At 63.2% G+C, this 26,659-nt stretch carries 30 protein-coding genes and 1 tRNA gene; 12 read left to right on the forward strand and 19 right to left on the reverse strand.

Annotation, left to right across the window (positions count from 1 at the left end; all coding sequences use genetic code 11):
- The first annotated feature begins 181 nt into the window (after positions 1–181).
- The 3 genes from U4Z31_RS18700 to U4Z31_RS18710 all read left to right on the forward strand — a co-directional run bounded on the left by U4Z31_RS18700 (position 182) and on the right by U4Z31_RS18710 (position 1,965).
- Entirely contained in the window at positions 182–364 is a 183-nt protein-coding gene (locus tag U4Z31_RS18700; RefSeq protein ID WP_006478164.1) for a rubredoxin, read from the forward strand.
- Positions 365–512: 148 nt separating this feature from the next.
- Positions 513–587 (forward strand) — tRNA-Arg (locus tag U4Z31_RS18705).
- A 163-nt stretch (positions 588–750) separates the two neighbouring features.
- The gene (locus tag U4Z31_RS18710) at positions 751–1,965 is read left to right on the forward strand and encodes a tyrosine-type recombinase/integrase (protein WP_321811029.1); all 1,215 of its coding nucleotides are present in this window, start codon (positions 751–753) and stop codon (positions 1,963–1,965) included.
- A gap of 32 nt (positions 1,966–1,997) precedes the next feature.
- Here the strand turns inward: U4Z31_RS18710 and U4Z31_RS18715 are convergent, their stop codons facing one another.
- From U4Z31_RS18715 to U4Z31_RS18760, 10 genes are all read right to left on the reverse strand, one after another.
- Positions 1,998–2,198 carry a hypothetical protein gene (locus U4Z31_RS18715; RefSeq protein WP_321811030.1) on the reverse strand — a complete coding sequence of 67 codons (201 nt, stop codon included), beginning with the start codon at positions 2,196–2,198 and terminating at the stop codon, positions 1,998–2,000.
- A 1,008-nt stretch (positions 2,199–3,206) separates the two neighbouring features.
- Positions 3,207–6,068 carry a DUF927 domain-containing protein gene (locus tag U4Z31_RS18720; RefSeq protein ID WP_321811031.1) on the reverse strand — a complete coding sequence of 954 codons (2,862 nt, stop codon included), beginning with the start codon at positions 6,066–6,068 and terminating at the stop codon, positions 3,207–3,209.
- 124 nt (positions 6,069–6,192) lie between these two features.
- Positions 6,193–6,519, reverse strand: a complete 327-nt coding sequence (locus U4Z31_RS18725; RefSeq protein ID WP_059488238.1) for a hypothetical protein — start codon at positions 6,517–6,519, stop codon at positions 6,193–6,195.
- Between the two features lie 9 nt (positions 6,520–6,528).
- Entirely contained in the window at positions 6,529–6,876 is a 348-nt protein-coding gene (locus U4Z31_RS18730; RefSeq protein WP_321811032.1) for a hypothetical protein, read from the reverse strand.
- On the reverse strand, positions 6,869–7,081 hold the full coding sequence (locus tag U4Z31_RS18735) for a hypothetical protein (RefSeq protein WP_321811033.1): 213 nt from the start codon (positions 7,079–7,081) through the stop codon (positions 6,869–6,871). The genes U4Z31_RS18730 and U4Z31_RS18735 overlap by 8 nt, the downstream gene beginning before the upstream one ends.
- Positions 7,074–7,376, reverse strand: a complete 303-nt coding sequence (locus U4Z31_RS18740) for a hypothetical protein (protein ID WP_321811034.1) — start codon at positions 7,374–7,376, stop codon at positions 7,074–7,076. The genes U4Z31_RS18735 and U4Z31_RS18740 overlap by 8 nt, the downstream gene beginning before the upstream one ends.
- Positions 7,369–7,545 carry a hypothetical protein gene (locus U4Z31_RS18745; protein ID WP_009964272.1) on the reverse strand — a complete coding sequence of 59 codons (177 nt, stop codon included), beginning with the start codon at positions 7,543–7,545 and terminating at the stop codon, positions 7,369–7,371. Before U4Z31_RS18745 ends, U4Z31_RS18740 begins: the two co-directional genes overlap by 8 nt.
- Positions 7,546–7,914: 369 nt before the next feature.
- On the reverse strand, positions 7,915–8,394 hold the full coding sequence (locus tag U4Z31_RS18750) for a hypothetical protein (protein WP_321811035.1): 480 nt from the start codon (positions 8,392–8,394) through the stop codon (positions 7,915–7,917).
- Positions 8,394–8,657, reverse strand: a complete 264-nt coding sequence (locus tag U4Z31_RS18755; protein WP_321811036.1) for a helix-turn-helix transcriptional regulator — start codon at positions 8,655–8,657, stop codon at positions 8,394–8,396. Before U4Z31_RS18755 ends, U4Z31_RS18750 begins: the two co-directional genes overlap by 1 nt.
- Positions 8,658–8,774: 117 nt before the next feature.
- Complete coding sequence (locus U4Z31_RS18760; protein ID WP_321811037.1) at positions 8,775–9,503, reverse strand: hypothetical protein; 729 nt, start codon at positions 9,501–9,503, stop codon at positions 8,775–8,777.
- 653 nt (positions 9,504–10,156) lie between these two features.
- On the opposite strand from U4Z31_RS18760, the gene U4Z31_RS18765 reads away from it, so the two are divergent.
- A complete protein-coding gene (locus U4Z31_RS18765) occupies positions 10,157–11,572 on the forward strand; it encodes a hypothetical protein (RefSeq protein ID WP_321811038.1) in 1,416 nt (471 codons plus the stop codon).
- 229 nt (positions 11,573–11,801) lie between these two features.
- Positions 11,802–12,377 carry a recombinase family protein gene (locus U4Z31_RS18770; protein WP_321811039.1) on the forward strand — a complete coding sequence of 192 codons (576 nt, stop codon included), beginning with the start codon at positions 11,802–11,804 and terminating at the stop codon, positions 12,375–12,377.
- A gap of 178 nt (positions 12,378–12,555) precedes the next feature.
- Here U4Z31_RS18770 and U4Z31_RS18775 read toward each other — a convergent pair whose 3' ends face one another.
- Together U4Z31_RS18775 and U4Z31_RS18780 are read right to left on the reverse strand one after the other, a co-directional pair.
- A complete protein-coding gene (locus tag U4Z31_RS18775; protein ID WP_321811040.1) occupies positions 12,556–14,124 on the reverse strand; it encodes a DUF6883 domain-containing protein in 1,569 nt (522 codons plus the stop codon).
- A 657-nt stretch (positions 14,125–14,781) separates the two neighbouring features.
- Complete coding sequence (locus U4Z31_RS18780) at positions 14,782–15,900, reverse strand: right-handed parallel beta-helix repeat-containing protein (RefSeq protein ID WP_415750290.1); 1,119 nt, start codon at positions 15,898–15,900, stop codon at positions 14,782–14,784.
- A gap of 486 nt (positions 15,901–16,386) precedes the next feature.
- Here U4Z31_RS18780 and U4Z31_RS18785 point away from each other — a divergent pair, with 486 nt between their 5' ends.
- Complete coding sequence (locus tag U4Z31_RS18785) at positions 16,387–16,563, forward strand: hypothetical protein (protein WP_321811041.1); 177 nt, start codon at positions 16,387–16,389, stop codon at positions 16,561–16,563.
- 363 nt (positions 16,564–16,926) lie between these two features.
- On the opposite strand, the gene U4Z31_RS18790 is transcribed toward U4Z31_RS18785, so the two are convergent.
- On the reverse strand, positions 16,927–17,616 hold the full coding sequence (locus tag U4Z31_RS18790) for a hypothetical protein (protein WP_321811042.1): 690 nt from the start codon (positions 17,614–17,616) through the stop codon (positions 16,927–16,929).
- A gap of 150 nt (positions 17,617–17,766) precedes the next feature.
- On the opposite strand from U4Z31_RS18790, the gene U4Z31_RS18795 reads away from it, so the two are divergent.
- The gene (locus U4Z31_RS18795) at positions 17,767–18,360 is read left to right on the forward strand and encodes a hypothetical protein (RefSeq protein ID WP_321811043.1); all 594 of its coding nucleotides are present in this window, start codon (positions 17,767–17,769) and stop codon (positions 18,358–18,360) included.
- Between the two features lie 86 nt (positions 18,361–18,446).
- Here the strand turns inward: U4Z31_RS18795 and eco are convergent, their stop codons facing one another.
- Positions 18,447–18,947, reverse strand: a complete 501-nt coding sequence (gene eco, locus U4Z31_RS18800; RefSeq protein WP_044846395.1) for a serine protease inhibitor ecotin — start codon at positions 18,945–18,947, stop codon at positions 18,447–18,449.
- A gap of 143 nt (positions 18,948–19,090) precedes the next feature.
- On the opposite strand from eco, the gene U4Z31_RS18805 reads away from it, so the two are divergent.
- On the forward strand, positions 19,091–19,465 hold the full coding sequence (locus U4Z31_RS18805; RefSeq protein WP_044846394.1) for a hypothetical protein: 375 nt from the start codon (positions 19,091–19,093) through the stop codon (positions 19,463–19,465).
- A 183-nt stretch (positions 19,466–19,648) separates the two neighbouring features.
- On the opposite strand, the gene U4Z31_RS18810 is transcribed toward U4Z31_RS18805, so the two are convergent.
- Positions 19,649–20,050 carry a hypothetical protein gene (locus U4Z31_RS18810; protein ID WP_321811044.1) on the reverse strand — a complete coding sequence of 134 codons (402 nt, stop codon included), beginning with the start codon at positions 20,048–20,050 and terminating at the stop codon, positions 19,649–19,651.
- Positions 20,051–20,167: 117 nt separating this feature from the next.
- On the opposite strand from U4Z31_RS18810, the gene U4Z31_RS18815 reads away from it, so the two are divergent.
- The gene (locus U4Z31_RS18815; RefSeq protein ID WP_257772929.1) at positions 20,168–20,548 is read left to right on the forward strand and encodes a DUF5594 family protein; all 381 of its coding nucleotides are present in this window, start codon (positions 20,168–20,170) and stop codon (positions 20,546–20,548) included.
- A gap of 179 nt (positions 20,549–20,727) precedes the next feature.
- Positions 20,728–22,095, forward strand: coding sequence for an MFS transporter (locus U4Z31_RS18820; protein ID WP_044846391.1), 1,368 nt, complete (start codon positions 20,728–20,730; stop codon positions 22,093–22,095).
- A gap of 51 nt (positions 22,096–22,146) precedes the next feature.
- Here U4Z31_RS18820 and U4Z31_RS18825 read toward each other — a convergent pair whose 3' ends face one another.
- From U4Z31_RS18825 to U4Z31_RS18835, 3 genes are all read right to left on the reverse strand, one after another.
- Positions 22,147–22,728, reverse strand: coding sequence for an AAA family ATPase (locus tag U4Z31_RS18825; protein ID WP_321811051.1), 582 nt, complete (start codon positions 22,726–22,728; stop codon positions 22,147–22,149).
- Between the two features lie 4 nt (positions 22,729–22,732).
- The gene (gene otsA / locus U4Z31_RS18830; RefSeq protein ID WP_321802086.1) at positions 22,733–24,154 is read right to left on the reverse strand and encodes an alpha,alpha-trehalose-phosphate synthase (UDP-forming); all 1,422 of its coding nucleotides are present in this window, start codon (positions 24,152–24,154) and stop codon (positions 22,733–22,735) included.
- A gap of 150 nt (positions 24,155–24,304) precedes the next feature.
- On the reverse strand, positions 24,305–24,490 hold the full coding sequence (locus U4Z31_RS18835) for a hypothetical protein (protein WP_059527452.1): 186 nt from the start codon (positions 24,488–24,490) through the stop codon (positions 24,305–24,307).
- A gap of 287 nt (positions 24,491–24,777) precedes the next feature.
- Here U4Z31_RS18835 and U4Z31_RS18840 point away from each other — a divergent pair, with 287 nt between their 5' ends.
- Together U4Z31_RS18840 and U4Z31_RS18845 are read left to right on the forward strand one after the other, a co-directional pair.
- Positions 24,778–25,329, forward strand: coding sequence for a hypothetical protein (locus tag U4Z31_RS18840; protein WP_044846387.1), 552 nt, complete (start codon positions 24,778–24,780; stop codon positions 25,327–25,329).
- Positions 25,326–25,820 carry a hypothetical protein gene (locus U4Z31_RS18845; protein ID WP_044846386.1) on the forward strand — a complete coding sequence of 165 codons (495 nt, stop codon included), beginning with the start codon at positions 25,326–25,328 and terminating at the stop codon, positions 25,818–25,820. Before U4Z31_RS18840 ends, U4Z31_RS18845 begins: the two co-directional genes overlap by 4 nt.
- Before the next feature lie 70 nt (positions 25,821–25,890).
- Here U4Z31_RS18845 and U4Z31_RS18850 read toward each other — a convergent pair.
- The coding region (locus tag U4Z31_RS18850; protein WP_196486390.1) for an AAA-associated domain-containing protein at positions 25,891–26,659 on the reverse strand (769 nt) is incomplete at its 5' end.

Below are 26,659 nucleotides of genomic sequence, written 5' to 3' on the forward strand. Positions count from 1 at the left end.
TTGAAAGGCTCACGAAGCATACACTGCGTGCCCGGCCCGCGCGATGACGGCCGTTGTTCGCGATGCGTACGTTTAAAACGACGTTGCGGAGGCGTTCGGCGAAATTCCGGTACCATTGCGCCTTTCGTCCGCCGGCCACGCCGCGGACGGCGTCACCGACTTTCATCATCCCGAGCGCCACATGAGCGAAGTAACCGAATACCAGAGCTGGGTCTGCCTGATTTGCGGGTGGGTCTACAACGAAGCGGAAGGCCTGCCCGACGAGGGCATCCCCGCCGGCACCCGTTTCGCCGACATTCCCGCCGACTGGCGCTGCCCGCTGTGCGACGTGGGCAAGGAAGATTTCGTCGTCGTCGATTTCTGATTCGGCTTTTTCGGACACGACCGGGCGCGCGCGGCACGTATCGGCACGCATTCCGTCCGCCGATGCGCGTCGCGTTTGCTATACTCTGCGCGCTGTCCACATCGCCGTCCCGGTCGCGTCTTCCGCACGCGAAATCGCGGACATGGCTCTCCCCGTAGTTCAATGGATAGAACAAGCGCCTCCTAAGCGCTAGATACAGGTTCGATTCCTGTCGGGGGGACCAGCCAAGCCCCAAACCTCCCCCAAGATTCACAAGAAACTCCCCGCTCAAGCCCGTCTGGCGGCCTTCTCGCGCCCATCGTTACCCAAGGTTGCTCAGTGACAGCCGGAGAAAGTGTTGGTATTTTTGTTGGTATCAGCGGATACCAACAACACAGATACCAACAATGCCTCTCACTGACATACAGGTGCGGAACGCGAAGGCCAGCGCGGCACCATACAAACTCTCGGACGGCAACGGGATGTTCTTGCTCGTCCAACCGAACGGCGCGAAGTACTGGCGCTTGTCCTACCGCTTCCTTGGCAAGCAGAAAACGCTCGCCCTCGGCGTTTATCCGGCCGTCACGCTCGCGACGGCACGGAAGAAGCGCGACGAGGCCCGCGAGCAGATCGTGGCCGGCATCGATCCGGGCGAGGCGAAGAAGGAAGCCAGACGGGCCGCCGAGATCGCGGCGGCCAACTCGTTCGAAGCGGTAGCCCGCGAGTGGTTCGACTCTCAGCGTCCGGGCTGGAGCGACGGCTACGCGGAGAAGGTGCTGAATTCGCTTGAGGTCGACGTGTTCCCGAAGATCGGCCCTCGCCCGATCGCGGAGATCGATTCGCCGCAGATGCTCAGCATTGTTCGCGAGGTCGAGGCACGCGGCGTGCGCGAGACGGCGAAGCGGATCCTCCAGCGCTCTCGCGCGGTCTTCCAGTACGGGATCATGACCGGGCGATGCCCCAGGAATCCGGCGGCCGACATCGACGCGCAGACGGTCTTGAAGAAGGGGCCGGGCGTGCAGCACATGGCCCGAGTCAAGGCGACGGAGATTCCGCAGCTCATGCGCGACATCGACGCTTACCAAGGCGACCTAGTCACGCGGCTCGCGCTCCGCCTGATGGCACTGACCTTCGTGCGGACAACGGAAATGATCCGTGCGGAGTGGTCGGAGTTTGACGAGGCCGCCGCAGAATGGCGCGTGCCACCGGAACGCATGAAGATGCGCGACCCGCACATCGTGCCTCTATCGCGGCAGGCACTTGACGTACTCGCCCAGCTCCGCGCGCTCAACGGCCAGCATCGATTCGTGTTCTACAGCGTGCAAGGCCGGAGCCACATTTCAAACAACACGATGCTCTATGCGCTCTATCGCATGGGCTACAAGTCGCGGATGACGGGGCACGGGTTTCGCGGGCTGGCGGCGACAGCTCTGCGTGAACTCGGCTTCGGGCGGGACGTTGTAGAGCGCCAGATGGCACACGCCGAACGCAATCAGGTGACAGCCGCCTACGTCCACGCCGAATATCTGCCGGAGCGCAGGCGAATGATGCAGGTATGGGGTGATCACCTCGACCACCTCAAGGCGGGGGCAGAGGTCATCCGTATAGCGTCAGCCCGTTAGCGTACCAACACCCCCGCTTCAAACACCGGCTCTCACGGAAGCATTTCTATCTGGCGGGCAAGCTCATCGTTTTTCCTTGCGACCCACAAAAAGACCAGTCCAAGAATCCCAAAGCTGAACACAAAGGCACCTATCTCAGCTGCCAACAAACTGCCGGTACCTTTATGGTGAGCTGCCATCAGTACGCCAAGCACAAAGGGAAAGGCGATCAATAGCCAAGCAATCCAGCGCATCTGCTTCCCCGTCGATCGCAGTTTCTGCGATGTAGCCCCGTTCGCTACTGCAAACTGCGCTGGACTCAGCCCCTGAGTCTTCGCGTCGCGCCAGCGAATCCATCGAAGTATTGCAACGGCCAGAACTGCGAAGGCGAGAAACAGGCTTGCGATGTTGTGTGAGGTGGCGTGCATGGTTTGAGAAGAAGTTTAAGGGGCATACCGCCGATGTAGACGTCGGGATTGTCAACGATATGTTTGCGCCTGTCCAAAGACCGCCTACGGCCAAGTGCGAACGGCTTCATCGCATCCCCGAAGCTCCCGATGATCCTCTGTTACGCCGCAGGTGCTCAGCGTCGCGGGACATTGTGCCAAGCTCAATCCGCCCGGCCAGCGGACAGGCGGCGTTTCGTCGAGACCTTCCTTGCACGGCTATGCCCCCCTTCCGAGCGTCCCCCACCAGTAATACGGAAACAATCTACGCATCGGGCGAGCGAATGATTTGGCCCTTTATTATTATGTGCCCCCCTTGTTTCCGTCGTCAGTAGAGAAAAGACGCGGGTGTGAGCCCCCGCATATTGACCCCGCTACAGGGTCCCTTGCTCCCCCCGACACTTGCGGCCAACGTAACAATGCCCGATCGGCGTGCATCGCGAACACCCCCCTCGAAAACACGGTTTCGACGCCTCTCGAATCCCGGAGGGCCAAGCCCCGTCAAGCTTCGCGGTCGATACAGTCGGTCGACACCTGTCCGCTCAGTGCAAAACGAGTTGGAGATTTGGAGATAATGGCCTGAATCGGCCGCAAAGGCTTATGGGGTAAGGCTTTGCATGTCTCCAAACGATTTGGAGAGCGCTGGAGATACTGGAGATAAACGAGCCCGGATTGTTACGGCTACGGCAAGATTCGCGGCCAACGCCGGCCCGGTTCCGTCTGGCACGAATCGCCCAAAGTGACTTTGACGCACGGGCCAAAAATGCCGCGCAAAGGAATGCCCGCCACCGCCCTACCGGACGGCGGCGGCGTCTTTCACAGTTCGAGTGTGAAGATCGACGGCAGCACACGGTAGACCATGAACTTGCCGTGACCGGGAATGTACTCCTGCCGGTACGGGTAGCCGTCGCTACGCGGCATCAGCACGCCCCGCTTCATCAGTGCCTTGGCGACGATCTTATGGTCGAAGCCGGCGCACACGTCCTTGCGGAACACGGCCGCTTCGATCAGGTACTCCGTCTCGACGCTTTCGGCATCGTCGGCGCTCATCTTGCCGCCGAACTCAGCGTAATACTCGCGATCGGAGGCGATGGGCGTGCGGCGCTCGTCGCGCTTCACGTGCTGCTTGAAACCCGCTCGATGCGGTACGTTCGGACGATGGTCGTCCTGCGCCCGGTTCATCCACACGAAACGGTTGTCGCCGTGTGCCGCGAGGAAATGCTGAACCTGCCGCACGGCTTCCGCCTCGTCCGAGTTGCCGGTGCCACCGCGCAGTTCGAGCCAGCCCTCGAAGCAGCGACGCGCGGCCTCGACCGCTTCGCCCTGCGGCCAGCCGGTCAGCCCGTGCGCCGTCGCCAGCTCGCCAGCCACCGCAACGAGGCAGAACCGCTTAGCGACGCGCGCGACCTGCGAATGCGAACCGTCCGGCACCCATTGCCCGACCAGCTCGTCGACGCGCATGCGCAGATGCTCCGCCAGCTCGCCGGCCTGCGACGACGCCCACTCGATGAACGCGGGGCCGGCCGTGCCGTAGTGCATGCCGGCGTGCCGCTCTAGATGCTCGATCAACGCGGCCGGCGTCGGGAAGCCGTGAAGATTCTCCACGACGCCCATTTCGCCAACTTCCGCCGGGATCGCAGGCAAGCGCACCTCGATACCGCCTTTCATCGGCTTGTTGCCCTCGGCCATCAGCGCGGACACGCTCTTTTCGCCGTTCGACAGGAACAGCAGCCGCCACGTGAGTACCGGCTTGGCCGAGCCGCTACGCGACGCACGGGCCTTGCCCGACTCGTTTGCAAGCATGTAGATCACATCGCCAACCAAACGCGGCTCGACCTGCCCGATTTCGTCGAGGATCAGCAGCGCGTCGCTATGCTGCGTGGCGACGGCTTCGAGCGCGTTGTCGGTCGCCTTCCAGCTCCGCACGTAGTCCGGCGAGCCAAACACGGACGCGGCGATGACGCCGCCCGTCGACTTGCCCTTGGACGTCGTGCCGAGCAGGTGAAACCCGCCCGACTGGAGCCCGGAGAAGTGCAGCAGCGGACCAGCGAAGGCGGTAGCGACGCAGAACAGTAGCCGGCTGTTGCCGACGCAGTAGGCCGCGACCTCGCGTTGCCAGTCGTCCAGCGTCCCGCGCTCCTTAAACTGACTCTGGATTGGCGTATCGGCCTGATAGATCAGCGCCTCTTTGCCAGTGCCGATGACGCGATCGGGCAGCACGAACGCACCGTGATGCCAGCCGACGCGCGGCACGCAGCGCACGCGCTCGTCCGGTTGCGCCATCTGCACATAGTTGGCGATCTGCGTGCGGGCGATCTGCGTGACGCCGAGCTTCACGCCCATATCGAGCAGCATGCGGCGCAGCTCCGTGCCGTCACCGGCAAACAAGCCGGCCGGCACCGCCCATCGTTTCAGGATGCCGTCGCGATCCGTGAATTCGAGCAGGTAGCCCCACTCGCTGTTCATCTCGTTCCGGGTCTCCGCAATCACGTCGATACGCGTGCTGACCCAATGCGGCGGCAGCGGATCGCCTTGATTGTTGAAGCCGTGAAACCACACGCCCTTGTCGTCGACCACGAACCGCGATTTGCCGTCCTGCGCGCGGGCCGTTTTCGGGCGCTTGGCGGGCTTCGCGGCGGCTGGAGCGGCCTTGCCCTTGCCGACGTCAGCCGAGCCGGCCGGCGTGAGCGCAGCACGCACGGCGGCGGCCACCGCATCCGGGCCGACGTGCGCAGCCAGGTCGTTGAAGTCGGTCCCGTTCGCCGGGCGATTCGGACCGAAGTCGGGCACCGCGACGATGCCGGCGACGGCCTCGGCCGCCGCGCGGGCCTTCGTCACGCCCGGATTGCCCTTCGTCGTGTGGTCGTCGTCGGCGCACACGACGATGCGAGCGTCCGGATACTGGCCGCGCAGGGCTGTCGCAACCGCGTGCAGGTTGCCGGCGTCGAACGCGACGGCGGCCGGATAGCCCGTCGCGGCCGCGAGCGTCGCGCACGTGGCGTAACCCTCGCCAATCAGCAGCGTGGACGGCGCGGAAGATAGCGGGCCGCCGATCAACGAGAAGCAGCCCGCCTTGCGGCCGTTCGGCAGATAGCGTTTCTGGCCGTCCGTCAGGACGAACTCCAGCGTCCACAGCTTGCCGTCCGCGTCACGGGCCGGGATGACGAGGGCGCCGTCGCATGCGGCCGTGCCGATGCACAAGCCGCCGCGATAGACGCGCAGCGCGTCGACCGGGATGCGCTTGCGAACGAGGTACGGGTGATCGGCCGACGCGGGCTCGGCCGCCGACCAGATCGACTCAGCGAGCACCGATGCGGCTTGCTGCTTCTCGTTCAGTTCGGCCAGCTCGGCCGCTTCGCGGGCCGCGCGCTCGGCCTTCTGCCGCTCGCGCTCCGCTGGATCGACCGGCTTCGCCCGATGCGCGCGCGGATCGAAGCCGCCAAGCTTGGCGAGGTGAAACAGCGTGTTGATGGTGATCTTGCCGCCCTTGAACGACTTCCACACATCCCGCGCGTCCTTGCCGTTGTAGTTCTGCGCGCCTTGGCTCCATTCGTTCCAGAGGGCGAAGCCCTCCTCGCCAAACTCGGCCTTGAGCGCCATTCCCACCTGACGCCACGTGTCGCGGTCGTCGGGCGGAACATAGCCGAGCGCGACTCTCGCCCGCTCGAATTCGGACATGGGTGCGTTACTCATAGGTTCCCACTGGACGCGCGTCGGTCGGCTTCCGATTAGTAGTCCATATCGGACAAGCAGCTACCCGACGCGCCAAGAATTGAATGATTCGACGATGCCTTGGCGGGCGTCAGCCGGCCGCGCGAGGCACCGACAGAACCGCACCGCCGGCCGTGACGTCGTTGCTGTAGACGTAGCGGCCGAGCCGCGACTCGCCAAGAGCGTCGTTGGCCGCCTCCAGCGCCGCGCCGATCGACGGCAGCGACGCGCGGAACAGGCTCAGCACAAGCCAGTAGTCGTCCTCGGACATGGCCTTGTCGGCCGCCCAATGCAGGCTGTCCAGCAGCTCCATCGCATCGCTGATGCGCGTGCCGATGCGGTTGCGATCGGGGCGGTTCACCTCGGCCACGAAGTGCGACGCGAGCGGTTGCACGGCGTTCTTGTTCGTCTTTGCCATGACCGCCCCTCAGTGCGTCGTGCGCGGCTCGCGCGTGACGAGGCCGAGCGCCGCGAACAGATGCTGTTGCACGCGCCCCATCAGGCCGGCCGCGAACGCTTGGCGGCTGATCGTCACGCGATGGACGTCGACGCCGCCTGCGTCCTGCATGGCGGATTCCATGCCGCGCGCGAACGCGGCAGCTTGATGCGCCGCATAGTCGTGCAGTCGCACGTCGCCTTTCAGGTCGAGCCATGCGTCGGCGCAGATCGCGCCAAGGTCGACGGCGAATTGCAGCTCGATCGGTGCGCCCGTATCCAGCGGCGGCGCATTGTCGAATCCATTGATAACCGCGGTTCGGATGCGCTGATCAGTCATGGCACACCTCCGGCTGCGCAGCGCGGCGCATGTCGGCCGAATACCGGCTCGCAACGCTTTGTCCCATGTCCACGAGCGCTCGCTCGTAGGTGCCCTCTGCGAGATGCGAACGGACGGCATCCAACAGCGCTTCGAGCTGGGCGAAGTGATGGGCCGCACACATGGCGATCATCGCGACTTCGTTCGGCGGGCGGTATTTAGACATGGCGCACCCCCAGAATCGACGCGAGGAGTTGGCCGACATCGATCGTGCAATCCAGCTCCGCTTCGCCGCGAATAGGGGTGAGGTTCCAGTCATGGACGGCTGCCTGCGTGAATTCGCCGGACCGCCGACCGTAGACGTTGCGCCCCGCGACGGGGCCGCCCAAGATCCGCACGCGCCAATCGTGATCGGGCGTCGGACGAGCCGATGCCACCTCAACAAGCATGCCGATGCGCGAGCGCGCATCGCATTTCGTGACGATCGCCAGATCGCCGATCTTGCAGCGCAATTCAGCCATGGCGCACCTCCGCACGGACGAGCGCCGCAATCGCGGCCAGTGCTGCACCGGTCGCGTCGAGCGCGTCCTGATACGTGCTGGCGGTTGCCGCGTCGCGCAGAGCTGCGCGGACAATGGATTGAATGAGGTGGGATTGCTGCCCGGTACGGGCGTGCGAGGGCTGGCGCATTGGGTGCGACTTCCGTTTTCGTGGAAACGATCCCGGCTCCCAACGCCAATTGAGGTGGCCGGGCACATGGCGGAGTTGGCGTACCGGCGAAAACGGAAACCGGCGTGCCCGAAGGCACCCCCGCCAAGGCCCGACCATTGAAGGCGTGCGTTGACGCGCGGACGAAAAAATACCGCCAATGGCGGTCGTCCGCCGTTTTCAGATTCCGGACGCCAATCCGGGCCGCTGCTGTTTCAGCGACGTGCACAGGATACTGCGCACTGCACTGATGTGCAAATCGCGAGATGTGGTGCCCCGTGACGAAACGAGAAGCCAACCGTGGATCGTCGATCCGCGACATCGCAAAGTGACTTTGCCAGAGCGCTGCTCTCATACGCGCACCCCGTTCTGAATCAGCGTTACGGCGATGCGTTGCAGGCGTACGGCAGCGCGAGCATGGTTGTCATCGCCGCGCGACCAAAGCAGCTCCGTTAGCAGGTCAATCTTTTGCACCACCGGATCGGAGTGCGAGCGCCCGGCGGTGTCCAGTGCATCTCCCAAGTCCAGCACCGCACCGTGCAGTTCGCTAGCCAAGACCGCGCGCGGCTCTGCACACTGCTCGCGACGATCGATAATCAGCTGAGCAATCTGCATTGCTTGAATAGCCGAGATGCAGCATGAGCGATCGCCATGTGCCCATAGGGCTGCCGACACACGCTCCAGGTACGCGGCCTTGCCAAGCAGTTCGGCATCACCGCATGTCTGCCGAGCATCCTCAAATGCCGCGCAAACATCAAGCCACATATGGGCCGTGTCACCATCGCGCGACATCATCCCGCGTTCGCAAGTACTCGTCAGACCAGCAGCCATTACGAGCCCTCCGTCACTTCGCTTGCAACGTCAGCGGATCGATAGTTCAACGGATCGGCCATCCAACGATGGATCTCCCGATTCGACCAGACGGTGCAACGCTGCGTCAGCCGGCTCGCGCGCGGGAAACGCCCCTCCAGCTCGCGTTGACGTACGGTTTCGCGGGACAACGGAATGAAGCGTTGCAGATCGTCCCAACGAGAAAATCCGTCGAGTGGCAATCGGACCGGGGCGTGAGACGCAGCCGTACTCTTTGTGGACATTTGTGCTCCCTATGCATAGCTACGCCACCATTGGCATAGCAAGAAGGGAGAATAAGCATCGGTAACGGACAGAGGAACGGAGCGTTTTTTGTCGTTTCTATTTAGAAATTTTCCGGCCTACCACTCGTCGCTATCGAGATCAATCCGATTCTTTCTAACGCGATCGACAAACCCCTCCAGATCGCCCTCACCCAATGCCACTTTGCACTGGATCGCGAGCAACGAATCAGGAAGCCGCCAACACGCGGCTTCATCTTCGTCGGTGTACTCGAAACGTGCTTCCCACATTGCCCGATCGACGCTCCGGATATAGGCCCGGTACTTGTTACTTTTCTGGGACGTCAATTGGTCGGCCGCCAGCCGCCCGCGCCAAGGGATCGTCTTGCGGCTCTCCAACTGCGCTTCCAGAGTGAACGCAGCAGCCGACAATCCCGTCAGCAGTTGCGCGACGGACGGAATAAAGCAGGCAGAACTGCTGCTGAAGCGAAATAGCTCGTCAAGGCGCGGGCGTGCATTCATCTCGTATCGAGACCGATCGTAGCCGTTCACAATGCCCTGATTTTGGACCGTTGATTCAATAAGCTGCAGCACATCCGCAAACTCGAGCGGTAACGAAATGGGCGCACGCGGCTCGTCCTTTTCGATTTCGTTGAGCAATTCGCGCGCTTCATCGAGCACGCGCACAAGGTGTGACACATTGGCTTGTTGCCGCTTGATGGCTTCGCGCCGCTCATCCTCGTCAGTTTCTGCCGCGAGAACGGCAGCATCGAACCAGAGCCGCCACGCGGTATCGGCATTCGGTCCGTTCGTCCACGCGAGGGATTCGGACTGGTAGAACGCCTCCATTCGGGCATCCGTGACGAGCCGCCTTGCGGCTGCAATACTCGCTTCCGGGTACGGTGTACCGTCACCGCACACACTGGCGCATGCCTGCCGAATCGCGTCAGGCACTCCAGAGCAAAAATCCAGATTCATCGCGCACCTTCATATGCGCCCTTCACGAAGAACGCCGAGCCAGCCGGTGAAGGTGTCCGGTTTTCAGGTGGCCGCCCTAGGCTCGACGGCACACATTTTCGCACGACTCCCTACGCAGCTTGATCAATGCCTCAGAACGGCCGATCGACGCTTTTACCAAGATCGTCAACAATCGAGGGACACTACTCAGAAGCGATTGCGAGCGGCCTGGACGCCGACAACCGAGAATGCAAGTCCGGTGTATCAATGCCCCGATTCACATATAGAGCATGGCGAATCGAGACCTTCGTAGTCGACAAGCTGTTACGTTATCGACCAAGTCTGCACGTCGACTTCGCGAGCGACGAAAGACTGTGGGCGCTTGCTATACCGCGGTGCTGCCATAGCGAAGAGAATTGACGTCAGGCGTCCGTGAGGTGCTGTCGGACATACGCCTTGATTCATCAGCCCGCTTGCGTCGAACGGGCCGGTAAGAAACAGTCGCTTTCACAACGGAACGCGTATTCGACTCGGAGAGACCCAAAATGCAGCCATTTCTTCCCCATGAACAGCAGAAGCTAGACGAGTTCTCGTTGCTGTATGCAGCGTGTGCCGACGCCTACAAGCATGCAAACTTCAGCTTTATTGCGATCGATGGACCAAACGGCCTAGAGCTTGCTCAAGGGCACATCAACCATCCAGTGGGAAATCAACCGCTCCCCGGACTCACGGTCAAAACACCAAGCATTTGTGGTTGTTCCCTACCCCTATCCGAACTCGGTATCGACTATCTGGGCCTTATCACCGCATTGCGAAGCGAAGGCATAGAGACCCCCGTCGGCTGCGTGCGATTTGGAAACCACGAATCCCCGCACAATAGTTTTTCTGTGAATCTTGAAAAATATCCATCCAATTTCTATACACCCCTCGCTCATCCGCTACGGCTATCGATTTCGACTGGATCTCACGTTTTCCAGAATCGTCTAACTGAATTTCAGAGCGATCTTCGCTCTGGAGTGATGCCATACGACTCAATCGTTGAGCTGGCGGCTGAATTGAATCTGTATTCTTTAAGATGGGACACCTGCTCGCTTGATGTCACGGCCCAAGGAATCGTCGCGGTAGATCTGAGTGACCGCGCACGCATACAGAATGGCGTAGCTCATTTGACCATCCTCGTTGCTAGAGAAGTCGACCGCACGCTCGCAAGACTCGGTTATCGGGTACAAGCGCCAAATTCGAAAGCAACTGAGCGCGGATCGTTCAATTCAAGCCAATTGACGTGGACTGACGACGGAGATTACGCGGTTGCCGGCTCGGTTGACATCGAGGTGCCAAAAGGATCGATTATTCAGGGGTTTGCATCGTATAAAGATCGGTGGATCCACCAAGGCTGGATTGTGGACCCTGACAATTCGGCCAACGTCCGTCGTTCGATGCATGAGGTATTCGATCCGGAACTTGAGGGAACCAGAAAATCCTTGTTTGATGCGAAATCACATAAACAAGACGCACGAGTACTGGAGGCCGGCGTTGGCAACCTCATGTTCATGTACGGCTTCGCCGTCAATCCGCTCTCAAGTCATTTTACGACCGACGCGGCCGACCTACTAGCCGTCAGTCCGAATGGCAACGTCGCAGTTATTGAGTGCACCACCGGGGCCATCAATAATAATGGCAAGCTGTCAAAGTTACTTGCCCGAGCGGCTGCTCTCCTAGAAAAGCTAGAGCAGACGGGAAACCCACACCTGAAAGTACTGCCAGTGGTCGTCACAACTATGAAGCGCGAGGCTCTGACGGACGAAGAACTTGCATCCAGCAAGGGAATCTACGTTGCTACTTGTGAAGACCTTGAACGCTTGGCGAACGAATCCATAATCCCCCGAAATGCCGACCAGGCATTCGAGTCGCTGTGGTCCTTAGTTCACCCACCTCAAGAACAACTACTCCTCCCTCAATGACAGCCGTCGGCCGAAGGAATCGGCCGATCTGGTTCGAAAACATGCATCGCGACTGGGTAATTCCGAACGGTGTCATCGCCGGTTGTCGCCCGTCGACCCTCAATTCGGCGCACGTGTCCGAAACAGAACCCTTACGAACATAGGTACAAAGTCATGTCCGAAAGTAAGGCCCAAGAGCATACGGACATGAGGTAATATTCGTACATCCTTTTTGGACCCCATAAGCCACATGTCCCGCACCTTCGCATATGCCCGCGTCAGCACGGCCGACCAAACGACAGCAAATCAACTTCGTGAAATAGAGGTGGCCGGTTTTTCAGTTGACAAACGCCGAGTTGTAACGGAGAGCATTTCTGGTAGCGTTGCCGCAGACCAACGACCTGGGTTTGCCGAATTGCTCCTGAAGATGGAAGAAGGCGACGTACTAATCGTCACAAAGCTCGACCGCCTCGGCCGAAACGCGATGGACGTCCGCGCTACTGTTGAGACGTTGGCGGATCGCGGCATTCGGATTCATTGTCTGGCGCTTGGTGGCGTGGACCTGACCAGTGCCGCCGGTCGGATGACGATGCAGGTACTGAACGCAGTAGCCGAATTTGAACGAGACTTGTTGATCGAACGAACTCAAGCCGGTATCGCACGAGCAAGGGCCGAGGGAAAATCCTTGGGACGGCCATCTGCACTGTCCAAGCCGCAGCAGGACGAGGTTCGCCAACAATTGAGCAACGGCGCAAGCGTGGCAAGCCTTGCAAGACGATACAGCACAAGTCGTCAAACAATCATGCGGGTACGTGACGCGAAGTAACTTCCACGCCAACCAAAGTCAGTTTGCGCGACGAACGCCCGTCCGCAAGAAACGGCGTGCAGGCGATACGTTGGGTCTTCGCAGACATGCCACGAATATCACTATCCGTCCGGTCCCGACATACACGGCCTAGCGTCGAATGTCCAAATATCACCTTCTCGACGACGCAAATGCAGCGCTATGATAAATAGCGGACCACACTAGCACCATCGATTCCATTCAGCCAGATAACACGCATAAACGCGTTAGCGTAGGCTTCAGCCCTCTCAACTGACTGACTACTGACGTCAGCACGAACGCAAATACCCGACGGATAGCCATGCCGAGCATAGCCCTGGGCTAAAATCCATCGCGAAAATGCACGCCTTCCGTCAAGTCGAACATACGCGCCACCACAAAGGCCCTCTAATTCGATCTCGAATCCATCTAGCTTCATTGGTGTCGGCGTACAATTCATAGCAGCATCACGCCCAGCTTGACTTGCAAGGTCGTAGATAGCCCGCCACCTATCTGGTCCTTTTACGCTCTCATCGACAAATGGAGGAATTACCGCGACGCCTTTTAGTTGCAGATGCTTCTCAGCTGGATATGCAGTCGTCAATTGCGCAGGCTCGCCCCTTCGGATAATCCACCCGGTTTGCACTGTGCATATATTTCGGTTTAGACCAATCACTTGAATCCGAGCACTGTACTGCACGCCATACTCTGTTAAACGAATATTTTCTAGCTCAGCCGCCTTAAGCCCATCCACCAGCTGATAGGCAAGATAACGCCAATGATCACGTTGAATGCACAAAAGATCAGAAAATAGGCGTGCCTTATGCCTTCCCTTTTCGTGTTCATTATTCAACGAATAACCAAGTAGCTTCCCAACCGGAACACGCAATTGCTCCTCGGAACTTGAGCGTATCTCGAAATCGATCTCCATTTCGTTAGCGATGTCACGCGGAAGTGCAATAAGCTTCTGCGCCACCTCCTCGAAATGCGATGGTCTCATGACGCTCGCCAATCTCGTAGACGTAGTCTTGCCTCGGCGGGATAATCCATCCGACCTAGGAAGATTCGGGGCCGCGCGCTGAAAATCAATATACGATAAATCGGATACCGTAAAATAATCGTCAGCATTAGTACCAAATTCGCACACACCCTCGTCAGTTTCCCACCGAGAACGATAAATATCACGCCCTTCAAAATAAACACAATCAAGCAATGACTTGAATAACAACAGATGAAGTGGATTATCAACATCCAACTCCGCCGCACCAATATACGGAGAAAAAGACTTCAATTCAGCATCAACGCTTTGAGCAATTGACAGCGGCATAGGGTACGAGGTCAAGCAAAACACATTGGTCGAACCAAGCTGTCTCGGAAAATCAACAAGATCGACGGTATACCATCCGCTCTTGAGGGAGTCAGCAAAATCACCTATCAAGACTTTCAAGGCACGGATATCCGTTCCGTATGTGGTCGAGATAGAAAGATTTCCTCGTTTCCCTTCTCCACTAACACGTGGAATAGAAAGATGCGTCGCTCTGGAGGCCAGACGATGTGGACTGACATCCCCACGCCTCACCCTCATTCGGCGAAACCCGGCTCCTTCACTTCTCGCGAGCGACTCCAGAAAGCGTTGTTCCGAGGCATGAGCGTAGTTTTCCCCGTCAAAAATAAGATGATCAGCATTGAACAGAAATGCAAAAAAGCCACTTTGGTCGTCCATGTTAGCCACTGATTTCGCATCTTCCATATCTGTGCTCCCCGTATCGTTTAATTTTTGGGCATTCGGCAATGCCGCGTATCGCTTCGATTCTATAGCGCTACATCTTGTTCAAAACGGAGGCAATCTACAACAAATTTAACAGCACGCGGGGTAAGCCGCGCGCGGGGCAATTCTGTGCGCGGATAGTTCCAGATGCAGAGGCAGTTCACGAAGAGACGGACTGGCCCCCGCATGACCTGTCACATGTCTCCAACACTATCTCCAAGAAAATGTGTGTTTTGGAGATAGACTTGGAGATAACCGCAGCCTTGCCAGACAAGGCTCACAAGCCGAAACGGGTGTTTGTCTCCAAATCTCCAGATATTTGCGATTCCTCCGGCACGATACAGGTACGCGCAGCGCCCCTTTTCGACTGGTCGACTCTGCACCAATGCGTTTGTTGGTATTTTTGTTGGTATATCTGGAACATCGTCGACCGAGAAGCCTATGCAGCTTAGCGATATGAATTCTGTCGGGACCAGCAATTTCCCGAAATTCCGCCTCAGCCTGAAAATCGCGCCGTCGGCACGCACAGCGTCCGAACGTCGGGTGTCCACGCTCACGCCTGGCCGCGTGTTCCGCGGAAGCCGCGTATGTCGTGCTGTGCCAGCCAATGGCCGCCAGGCCTGAGCCCAGACCGCCCCGTCACTGCATCAACCCCGTCCTGACCTGCGGCATCAGACTCGCATTCGCGCCCGTCACGGCGAACGTCCCCGTCGACGACGCCCCCGCCGGCAGCGCCAGCACACTGCCGTCCGCGAGCCGGTTCGCATCGACGACGATCTGGTTCGACACGCAGCCGTTCGTCAGCAACGAGACCGGCAACCCGGCGATCGACGAGAACGTGTTGCCCGTCACGCTGAACGAACACACGTTTCCGTACGCCCGGAACCCCGCATATCCGGAACCCGACACGCGGTTGTTCGCCACCGTGACATCCGACACGGCTCCCGACCACGTATCCAGCTCGATCGCGCCCTGCTGCGTCGGCTGCAATCCGTTGTTCACGTTCGCGTTCTGAATGTTGGTCACGGTATTGCCCGTGATGACGACGTTCGAAGACCCGTAGGTTTTCCAGCTGTCCTCCTGCGCGACGAGAATCCCCGCCGCCTTCTCGACGCCGTCGACCGTATTGCTCGAGATCGTCACCGCCTGCCCGCCGACAACGGTGATGCCGCGCCCCCAAGAATTGCCCGATACCGCGTTATGGTCGATCAGCACGTTGCTGCTCAGGCGACCGTCGCCGAGATAGCTGACCACGGCGATCAGATCGTCGCCGGTGCCGGTCACCGTATTGTTCTGCACCAGCACGTTGGTCGACCCGTAGGTCGTATGGATGCCGTCGGCCAGCGTCGCCCGCACGGTATTGCCCACGATCGCGATACCGTTGCCGCCGAACACGAAGATCCCGGCGCTCGCGCCGCCCTGGATCGTCACCCCGAGCACCTGAACCTCCGAGCCCGTCACCTCGACCTTGGTCGACTCGGGCGTCGTGAGCCGCGTGGTGCCGGTGCCGGCCAGCGTCACGCCGACGAGCGTCGAGCCGGCGCCGCTCATCACGATCGTCTGGTCGGCGGGATTCGTCGCGGCCAGCGTCGCGCCGTATCCCGAGATCACCGCCTGCGGCACCGTCACGGCAAGCGAATGCCCGACGACGTAGCGGCCCGGCGCGATGACGAGGCGCTGGCCGGCACGCAGGCTGTCGAATGCCTTCTGCAACGCGTCGGCCTGGTCGCTGCCGTCGGCAGCCGGGGAGACCGTCACATCGGCGACCAGAATCGGTTTGGCGCCACTGGACGGCAGAAGCGTCGTGCCGGACGCGGAACCGGCCGGCGCAGCGGTCGGTGCCGGGCTGCCGGAATTCGTCGATGCAGCCGATGCGCCGGATGCGGCGCCGGCGGGAGCGACGGGTGATGTCGATGTGCCCGCAACGGTTTGCGATGCCGGAGCCGCGCTGCCGTCACCGCCGCCGCATGCAGCCAGCCAAAGGCAGAGCGCAGCAAGCATCGCCCGATCGACCGTACGCATACGAAGTTCCGCTAGCCCAGATTGGCGTCATCGTAAGTACGCTTGATTACTTTGTAAATGAATTCCGCCGTGCGCCTGCAAAACCGTTCGTTATCCTGTTCCATTCATCATCGCGCCATCACGGTGACTTGCGACACACGATCGCAGTCGCTCCGATCGCTACGGACATGCACCGGAGATTGCGTAGAATCCCGAACCTTTTCCTGCACACGGACCTCGAACATGATTCGAACGCTCGCGGCCCTGGCCGCATTTTTGGCGCAAGTCTGCTCGGCGCATGCCGCCGACGCCGGCAGCGTGACCGGTACGGCACCGCCAAAACAGCGGTATTTGAGCCCGGGCGTCGCCAACGTCGCGGGCGCGGCAACACGCCGGCCGGAACGCACGTCGCCCGACTGACGCTGCGGCGAACTGGCCGCCGGCACCGACGCCGTCACGCATGCGCCGGATCGCGGCCACAAGGTCGTGCGCGGTATCGGCCCTGACGGCAAGTCGCGCAACGAGCTGCGGGCCTTACGACAAACGGGTCGATCTGGAAACCGAGCAGCGGCAGCTCGGCTGCCGATAACGCGCGGCGCGCACGCATCACACGTCGCATCGGCATGCGGTGCAGGTCGATCGTCTCAGAGCACTTTTGGGGATGCAGCACCCCATCCCATAATCGATGCCGTCAACGATGCCGACCCACCCTCTGCTGCCATGCGCCGCCGCTCGCACCGAAATGCACGCATATGCGGCCGAGCCGGCGGCGGCATGACCGCCTCATCGGTTCCATTGACGGGGACCTGACGGATCGTGCACACCGAAGAGCCTGACGAGCGCTTCCGAGTCGACCCGGACGTGATCGCGATTGGTGGCATCGGGCAAATAGGAGTGGCCTCCCTGCAGGCTGAACCCGTCCCAGCGAATGGTTGTCGCGCGTTGCTCGACCGCCCATGCCAAGGCCGTAACCCCCGTCGAAAGGACCGCATCGCCCCGGTCGCCGTCAGGAACCCGCCCGATGGCACGCCCCGTCACGTCGCGGCGCTCCTCGCGCGTCATCGCACTGGCGCTCTCCCATTGCATACCCGCGGCCGCAAGCGCGTCGAGCATATCGCTCAACCCCTGGCCCGTCTCGATCCCGACGACGTGCCTGACCTTCAGGCCGCCAAGCCTCGCCATCGTCTTCCGCGCCACTTCCGTCCGAGCGATCGTCGTGTACGCATTGATGAACAGGATGTCCGGAACGATCGACGGGAAAGGGATCAGTGAACCATTGATGGCAATGACGATGTCGTCCTCATGACGCACGGAGAGTGATACCCCCGGCGCAGAACCGAGAACGAAAACCGATTTCCCCTCTAGCTGACGCGTTGTTGTATTCATTGCCTTTCTTGGATTTATCTTGAATGTAGCGCCCGGATCATCGATCTGCTGCACGATGAAAGCCCGTCGGCCCACCACAGGCAGCATCCCCACGGCCATCCCGCTCGAGCGCATGCTCGTCGGACGGGTGATGATAATGTGCTCGTCAAGTTTTTTGAAAGGCGTGCTATCCCGATGCCGGGCGTCAGTTATGGTAATCGTCCCGCTCGACGACGCCCCGCCGCCGGCCGGTAAGGCATGCACGGCATCGGCCCGGACGCCACGCAGCGCAACGACCTACGGGCCTGCGACACATGGGCCGATCCGGCGGCCGGGCATTGGCAACTCGGCGGCCAGTCATACACGTCGCGCCGCAAGACCGATCACACCGCGCATCACCCCTGGCTCATTCGCCCCGCCGTCGATCGTCAACCCCGTCCCGTCGATCGACCGCCCTTCCGGCCCGACGACGAACGCGACGAGCGCTGCCACGTCTTCTGCCTTGCCGTACTGCTAAACCGCCATCCGTTCACGCGCCGCTCGAAACCGGCAGGCTGCCTGATCGTGCTATCGGCGCTGCATCCGGCCGAGCGCTCGGACACGGTCCGGCAAATGCTGATCGCGATGCGCGAGCAGACCGTCGCCGCGTTACGCGCGCGGCCGGGCAAAAGCGTTGCGACCGGCGAGATTTCTGCACATGCGAACCTCGACGCGATCGCGCGCTACTACGTGACGGTGCGACAGGGGATGTCGATTCAGGCGCGCGACGGTGCGAGCCGTCGCAATCTGGAGGCGGTCGCGCAAGCCGCGCTGGCCGCATGGCCGGCGCTCGCACACGCGAGCTGCGGATAAAACGGCGGACCTCGGAAAGAAGCCCGCAAGCGAAACCACACGCGGCCGTGCAGCGGCAAGCGCCCCTGCACGACCGCGCCGATGCGTTACTGCGTCACGGCGTGCTGCACGTCCTTCGACGCATGCCACACGCGATAGCGCACGTCGAAACCGTCCGGCACGTACACGACGAGCGGCAGGCGGCTGTTGTAGCGCAGCAGCTGGCCGTCGCCGCGCACCTGCACGAAGCGCTGCTGCGGCGCCTGGCCCGGGCAGGCCATCAGCGTCGACGCCGGCCCCTTCACGTCGGTCAGGCGATAGTACGTATAGCCCCAGCCCTTCACGTCCTCGGCGGTCAGTTCCCCACCGAACCATTGCTGGTTGCAGTCGGTCTGCAGCGTCTTGCCGATCATCAGCTCGACGCGCGCGTCGCCTTCGTTCTCGAGCGCGGGCAGCGCGATCACCGCGCGCTGCTGGCCGGCCGTCGGCTGCGGGAACATCTTGATCGACTCGGCCGGCACGGCGGGCGCCGATGCGGGCCCGGCCGCGCAGGCGGCGGCGGTCGTCACGCAAAGGGCGGCCAGGACGGCCCGGATCGCGAATTTCATCGATGTGCTCCTGAAAAACAAATAGGCCCCGGATGCTAACACTTTCGCTCCAATACCTTACGGCGCTGTAATTTCACGACACAATTGCATACAGCCGGCGATCCCCGCGCGCGGTACTTATACGGAAACCAACGGAGATCATCATGCTGAAGCTCATTGCTGCCGCCGGCGTCGCCACGCTGCTGGCCGGGTGCGTCGTCGGTCCGGACGCCGGATACGGCTACGGACAGCCCTACTATTCCGATCCCGGCTACGCGTACGGGCCGGCCTACGGGGCGTCGCCCGTGTACGGGACGGTCAACATCTGGGGCGGTGGCGGCGGGCGCGACTGGGACCGCGGACGCCGCGACTGGGATCGCGGACGCGACGGCTGGAATCGTGACCGCGGCGGCTGGGATCGCGACCGCGGCGAACGCGCCCGTCACGGCGGCTGGGGCCGCGGCGACGGACGCCGCGCCGACTGGAATGACGACGGCGGCGGGCGCGGCCAAGGCAACGGCGGCGGCCATCGCCACTGATGCAATTGCAACCGTTTGTATCCACGCACGGCCCGCGCGAGGCCGATACGAGCCGATAGACGACCGTCAAAAAGCAAGGCCCTCGCATCACCGCGAGGGCCTTTTGTCATCCGCTCCACCGGAAACCGGGCAGCCGGCTAGGCAACGCCGAACCTGCCCGCGCGTCATACGCGTGCCCGCTTCTTACCAGCCGGCCGGCTGCGCATAGCCGCCCGACACGGGCGCACCGCACACATACGCGCGCTGATAACGGTCGTAGCAATAGCTCGGGCCGTCGTCCTGGTATTGCGCCTGCTGGTAGGTCGGATAAGCCGGCTGCTGGTAGGCCGGTGCCTGGTAGTACGTCGGCGGCTGATAGGCCGGTGCCTGATACACGGGCGCCTGATACGCGACGGGCGGATTCATCGCCGACGTCACGATCGCGCCGAGCACCGCGCCGCCGATCAGCGCGCCGATGACGGCGCCCCCGTCGCGGCCATGCGCGGACACCGGGCCCGCCACGGCGAGCGAACCGGCGAGGACACATACAGCGGCAATCTTTTTCATGATGGACTCCCACGCGAAGTGGTACTGGATGCGATGCATTGTGGCCGCGCCCGGCCGTAATAGATGCAGCAAGTGGTAACGCGCCATTACGGGTATCACGCACGCCGAAACGCGGCGCCGCCGTGCTACGATTTTCGGCACACTGGAGACGCCTTCATGCAGCCCGAAACCGCCCGCCGTTTCGATACCGAATTCGCGCCGCGCATCGCGCAGGCGATCGCCGCCTTCTTCGCCGATCACGTGCTGACCGACGTCGTCCCGTACGGCGGGCACGGGCAACCGACGCGCGTGCAGATCCGCAGCGCGCCGCACGAGCACGTGAGCGGCTTCGTGCATCCGCTGAACCTCGAACTGACCTGGGACACCGACGAGATCGAACGGTTGATGGAGCCCGACGGGCCCGTGCGGTTCGAGCACTACCTGAGCGCGCTGCCGAGGAAGCTGAGCGCATGGGAGGGCGCGCGCGACATCGACCTCGCGTCGCGCACGCAGGCCGACCCGCTCGTGCGGCTCGGCGGCCTCGATTTCGAGGGCTGAACGCGCGCCGGCCGGCGGCGGTGTCGGCGTCGCGCGATTCGGCCCGGTGATACACTCGACCGGTCCCGCGCCAGCGCCGCCAGGCCGGCCGGACCGTTCACCGCCGCCTCCACCCGCAAGCATGGTTGCGCACGCAACCGGCACCCGGGCACGCGGACAACCACGCTTTCGCTCCCGCCATGAACGCCGATACCGGCCTGCCGCTTCCGCAACGCTACTGGGCGATCGTCTGCGTCGCACTGGGCATCACGCTCGCCGTGCTCGACGGCGCCATCGCGAACGTCGCGCTGCCGACGATCGCGCGCGACCTGCACGCGTCCGATGCCGCATCGATCTGGATCGTCAACGCGTACCAGCTCGCGGTCACGATCACGCTGCTGCCGCTCGCGTCGCTCGGCGAACGCGTCGGCTATCGCCGCATCTACATCGCGGGTCTTGCGCTCTTCACCGCGGCGTCGCTCGGCTGCGCGCTCGCCGGCTCGCTGCCGACGCTCGCGGTGATGCGCGTGATCCAGGGGTTCGGTGCGGCCGGCATCATGAGCGTCAACGCGGCGCTGGTGCGCATGATCTACCCGTCGTCGATGCTCGGGCGCGGGCTGTCGATCAACGCGATGGTGGTCGCGCTGTCGTCGGCGATCGGCCCGACGGTCGCATCGGCGATCCTGTCGTTCGCGTCGTGGCCGTGGCTGTTCGCGGTCAATGTGCCGATCGGCATCGCCGCGGTGTTCGGCAGCCTGCGTGCGCTGCCGGCCAACCCGCTGCACGACGCGCCGTACGACTTCCCGAGCGCGCTGATGAACGCGTGCGTGTTCGGCCTGCTGATCATGGCCGTCGACGGGCTCGGTCACGGCGAAAGCCACGCGTACGTCGCGGCCGAGCTGGCCGTCGCGTTCGGCGTCGGCTACTTCTTCGTGAAGCGCCAGCTGTCGCAGCCGGCGCCGCTGCTGCCGGTCGACCTGATGCGCATCCCGATGTTCGCGCTGTCGATCTGCACGTCGGTCGCGTCGTTTACGTCGCAGATGCTCGCGTTCGTCGCGCTGCCGTTCTGGCTGCAGCATTCGCTCGGCTTCTCCCAGGTCGAAACCGGCCTCTACATGACGCCATGGCCGCTCGTGATCGTATTCGCCGCGCCGCTCGCGGGCGTGCTGTCGGACCGCTACTCGGCCGGCATCCTCGGCGGCATCGGGCTCGCGCTGTTCGCGGCCGGGCTGCTGTCGCTCGCGACGATCGGCGCGCACCCGGGTACCGTCGACATCGTGTGGCGGATGGCGCTGTGCGGCGCGGGCTTCGGGCTGTTCCAGTCGCCGAACAATCGCGCGATGCTGTCGTCGGCGCCGCGCGAGCGCAGCGGCGGCGCGGGCGGGATGCTGAGCACGGCGCGCCTGACGGGCCAGACGCTCGGTGCCGCGCTCGTCGCGCTGATTTTCGGGCTGGCGCCCGACCGAGGTCCGACGATCGCGCTCTATGTCGCCACGGTGTTCGCGGCGGTCGCCGCGGTGGTCAGCATGCTGCGCATCGCGTCGCCACGCCCCGACGCTGCGGCCTGATGCGGCGACTTCACGCTGCGACCTGACGCCGCAGCGCGTCGCACCCACGGCTCACGTGGCGTCGAGCGCGTCCATCACGAAGCGCACGCGCGCCTTCACGCTCACGCGCGGCAGCTCGATCAGCCGATAGCCATACGCCGTATAGCAGTCGACCATCGCGTCGTAGGTGCGCACGGCCTCCGCGAAATCCTGCCGGCGCTCGGTGTCCTGCGTGTAGATCTCGGGCCACGGCGGCGCGATGAACACGCGCCGGTGATAGCGGAAGCGCCGTGCCGCGGCCTCCGCGTGTGCGGGCACCGCAAGGCCCGTCAGACGCAGGTAACCGATCACATCCGGCACGCCGCGATCGAAGAACACGGGCCCGCGCGCGCCTCGCGCGAGATGGTGCGAGCGCATCTCCCAGTTCAGCATCAGTTCGGCGAATGCGGCCCGGTCGCGCCACGGCAGCGCCGGGCCGTCGATCGCCATCTGGTCGCGGATCACGCCGCGCCCGGCCTCGTGCGAGCGCGCGAAACCGGTGCGCTCGAGCGCATCGAGCAACGTGCTCTTGCCGGAGCCGGGGCCGCCCGTGACGATGAAGAAGCGGGCGGCCGTATCGTCCGCCGCGCCACCCTCCTCCACGCGCTCGAACATCCGCTCAGACATGCGCGGCCCGCCGGCCCGCGCGCCGCGTGACCGACGCGGCCGCCGCGACGCTGCGCAGGTCGGCGACGAACGTGTCGCGCCAGACCGACAGGTTGTTCTCGCGCAGCCGCGCGAGGTTCGCTTCGTGCCGCGCCCGCCGCTCGGCGAGCGGCATCGACAGCGCGCGCTCGAGCGCATCGGCCATCTGCGACAGGTCGTACGGATTGACGAGCAGCGCGCCGCTCAGCTCGGCCGCCGCGCCCGCGAACTCCGACAGCACGAGCACGCCCGGATCGGCCGGGTCCTGCGACGCGACGTATTCCTTCGCGACGAGATTCATCCCGTCGCGCAACGGCGTCACGTAGCCGACCTGCGACATCCGGAAGAACGCCATCAGCAGATTGCGCTCGTACTTGCGGTTCAGGTACTGGATCGGCGTCCAGTCGAGCTGCGAGAAGCGGCCGTTGATCCGGCCGGCCTCGCCTTCGAGCGTCTCGCGAATGCGCTGGTAGGTCTGCACGTCGGAGCGCGTCGGCGGCGCGATCTGCACGAGCGACACGCGCCCCTGCCAGCCCGGCTGGTTGGCGAGCATCCGCTCGAACGACTGGAAGCGCTCGACGAGCCCCTTCGAATAGTCGAGCCGGTCGACGCTCATCACGAGCTTGCGGCCCCCGAGCGCGTCGCGCAGCATCTTCACCGGCTTGCGCGAGCCATACTGGACGGCCGCCTCGGCGATCGCATCCGGATGCACGCCGATCGGATAGGCGGCGACCTTCACGACACGGCCGTGCGCATGCAGCATCCCGTCGTCGCTCGCCGCGCCGATGCCGCGCCGCTCGATGTAGTCGGTGAACGCCTGCTTGTCGGCATCGGTCTGGAAACCCGCGATGTCGTACGCGCACATGAACTTCACGAGCTCGTCGTGCGGCGGCACGACGCGCAGCATGTCGGGCGACGGAAACGGAATGTGCAGGAAGAAGCCGATCGGATTCCTCACGCCGAGCTCGCGCAGGCAATGCGCGAACGGCAGCAGGTGATAGTCGTGCACCCAGATCAGGTCGTCGGGCCGCAGCAGCGCGGCGAGCTGCTTCGCGAGCATCGCGTTCACGCGCAGATAGCCTGCGTACTCCTGCCGGTCGAAGCGCGCGAGATCGCTGCGGTAGTGAAACACCGGCCAGAGCGTCGCGTTCGAGAAGCCGCGGTAGTACTGATCGTAGTCGCGCCGGGTCAGCCCGACCGTCGCATAGGTGACGTTGCCGTCCCGCTGGATCGCCGGTTGCGTGTCGGGCGTACCGACGATCTCGCCGTTCCAGCCGAACCAGACGCCGCCGGTTTCCTTCAGCGCATCCATCACGCCGACCGCGAGACCGCCTGCGCTCGGGCGCGTGTCCTCGCCGGCGGCGACACGGTTCGATACCACGATCAATCTGCTCATGCGGCTTCCCCTCCTCGATTCGATTGAATGACGCGCGGCGCGCGCCAAGGCGGACACGACGGCCCGAAGGCAGTCGCGCGGCGATTCAGATGTGAACGATGCAACCAGGCGCGCAATGAAATGCGGCAGCGGAATACGGCGGCGACGGGCTCAAGCGTCCTGCTCCTGGCCGAGGTCGCGTTGATAGTCGAGCCCTTCCGGGCGTGCGCCGCCCTGGTTGTGATCGCCGTCGGACGGCGTCTCGTCGGGCGCGCCGGCCGGCGCGTCGGTCTGTGGACGCGGGCGCTCGGCACCCGCATCGGGCGGCCGGGGAGAAAACCGTTTCGAACGGCGCATGGCTGGGTGTCTCATATGGCGCGCGGCTCGGAGCCGTCGTAGAAACATTCCATAACAAAACAGTCTAGGTCGCTTCCTCGCATGCCACGGTAACAATTACCTTCAATTTGTAACGCTTCGACCCCGGCTCAGCCATCTGTCCGACAATAGCGCCGCGCGTACGCGCGCGACCCGCCGCCGGCCATTTGTCAAAGCTTTGCAGTTTTCCTATGACCATTGCGAAACAATGACGCGGCAAGGGGGCGCGCATGCGTCGCCGCTCACCCAGACAGGACTTGCACTCAGGGATGAACATGGGTTTCGAACCGCCGCGCCGGGCCACGCCGGCGCGCATCGTGCTGGCCGCGCTCGCCACGGCCGCACTGCTGTCCGGCTGCAACTCGCTGTACAGCGAAGGCGCGACCGCCGGCGCCGGTATCGCGGGCGCCGCGATCGCCTCCAAGGTCACCAACAACGCCGCCGTCGCGACGGGCATCGGCCTCGGCGCCGTCGCCGGTGCGCGTGCGGGCGTCCAGTACACGCAGCGCGTCGCGCACCGCTACACGCAGGAACAGATCGCGAAGGCGGCCGGCCCGCTCGACGTCGGCGGCGTCGCGCCGTGGACGACGCACCATTCGTTTCCGATCGAGGATGACGAACAGGGCCGCGTGACGGTCAGCCGCATGATCAGCATCGGCCCGCTCGACTGCAAGGAAATCGTGTTCGCGGTCGACACGCCGGCGAAGGCCGACAAGGCCGCGCAATCGGCGTTCTACGTCGCCACGATCTGCCGCGACGGTCCCGTGTGGAAATGGGCGTCGGCGGAACCGGCGACCGAACGCTGGGGCGCGCTGCAATGAGCGTCGCGATCCGAATCGCTGCGATCGGCGCACTGTGCGCGGCCAGCGCCGCGCTGTCGGGCTGCGGCTCGGTCGGCGCGGCGAGCGGCGCGCTCGCCGGCGCGGCGACGGGCCTCGTCACCGCGAACCCGGCCGTCGGCGTCGGTGTCGGGATCGCCGTGCAGGCGGCGACCGACGAGGCCGTCAACCGCACGATGAAACAGCTCCATCAGAACCAGCAGGACGCGATCGCGAAGGCGGCCGGCAGCCTGGCCGTCGGCGAAGTGAAGCCGTGGAACGTGAAGAACACGCTGCCGCTCGAAAACGGCGAAGGCGAGGTGCGCGTCACGCGCGCGTACTCGACGGCGCTTGCACTGTGCAAGGAATTCGCGTTCTCGGTGAAGGACGGCGACAAGGCCGACTGGTATTTCGCGAATGCGTGCCAGCAAGGCACGCACTGGAAGTGGGCGTCGGCCGAACCGGCGGTCGATCGGTGGGGTAACCTGCAGTAACGATGCGATGCGCGGCGCCTGGCAGGCGCCGTGCGTGCGGATGCCGGGCCAGACGGCCCGGCTCGGCGGCTCAGGACTCGACGTCCTCGAGACTGAAGATTTCGGTCTGGTCGTTGTACGAGAAGATCTCGCCGTAACGACCCCAGTCGATCACCGCGTCGAGCGTTTCCTCCGCCGCGCCGTCCGACAGGAAATCCTCCAGCTCCTGCTCGAAACGCACGCGCGGCGCACGATGGCCCGGGCGCTCGTTCAGCACCTTCTTGATCCGCGCGGCGAGCGGCACGTGCTTCAGCAGATGATCCGCGAACATCAGCTTGCGTTCCTGCGTGCCGAATTCCGCGAACACACGCCCCGGCGGCGTCAGGAACACGTCGCCTTCGCGCACGTCGGCGAAGCCGAGGTACTGCAGCACTTCGGCGATCGGGAACAGGTCGTCGACCTCCAGGTGCAGCGTGCGTGCGATTTCCGGCATGTCGGCGCGGCCGTGGTACGGCGCCATCGCGAGCGTCTCGATCAGGCCGGCCATCAGGTTGGTCGACACCTGCGGCAGCCAGCTGCCGAGCTCGAGCCCCTTCTTCGTCGCCTCGCCGGTCTGGCGGGCCGTCATCTTCGCGTAGATGTCGTCGACCAGCTTGCGGAAGGCCGGATCCAGCCGGTTGCGCGGATGCTTGAACGGCACCTTGATCTCGGCGATCACGCGGCCCGGGTTCGACGACAGCACCAGAATCCGGTCGCACATGAACACCGCTTCCTCGATGTTGTGCGTGACGATCAGCACCGACTTGATCGGCATGCGGCCTTGCGTCCACAGGTCGAGCAGGTCGGTACGCAGCGTTTCA

The organism is Burkholderia sp. BCC1985 (genome assembly GCF_905339915.1).
In the GTDB taxonomy this organism is placed as follows: Bacteria; Pseudomonadota; Gammaproteobacteria; order Burkholderiales; family Burkholderiaceae; genus Burkholderia.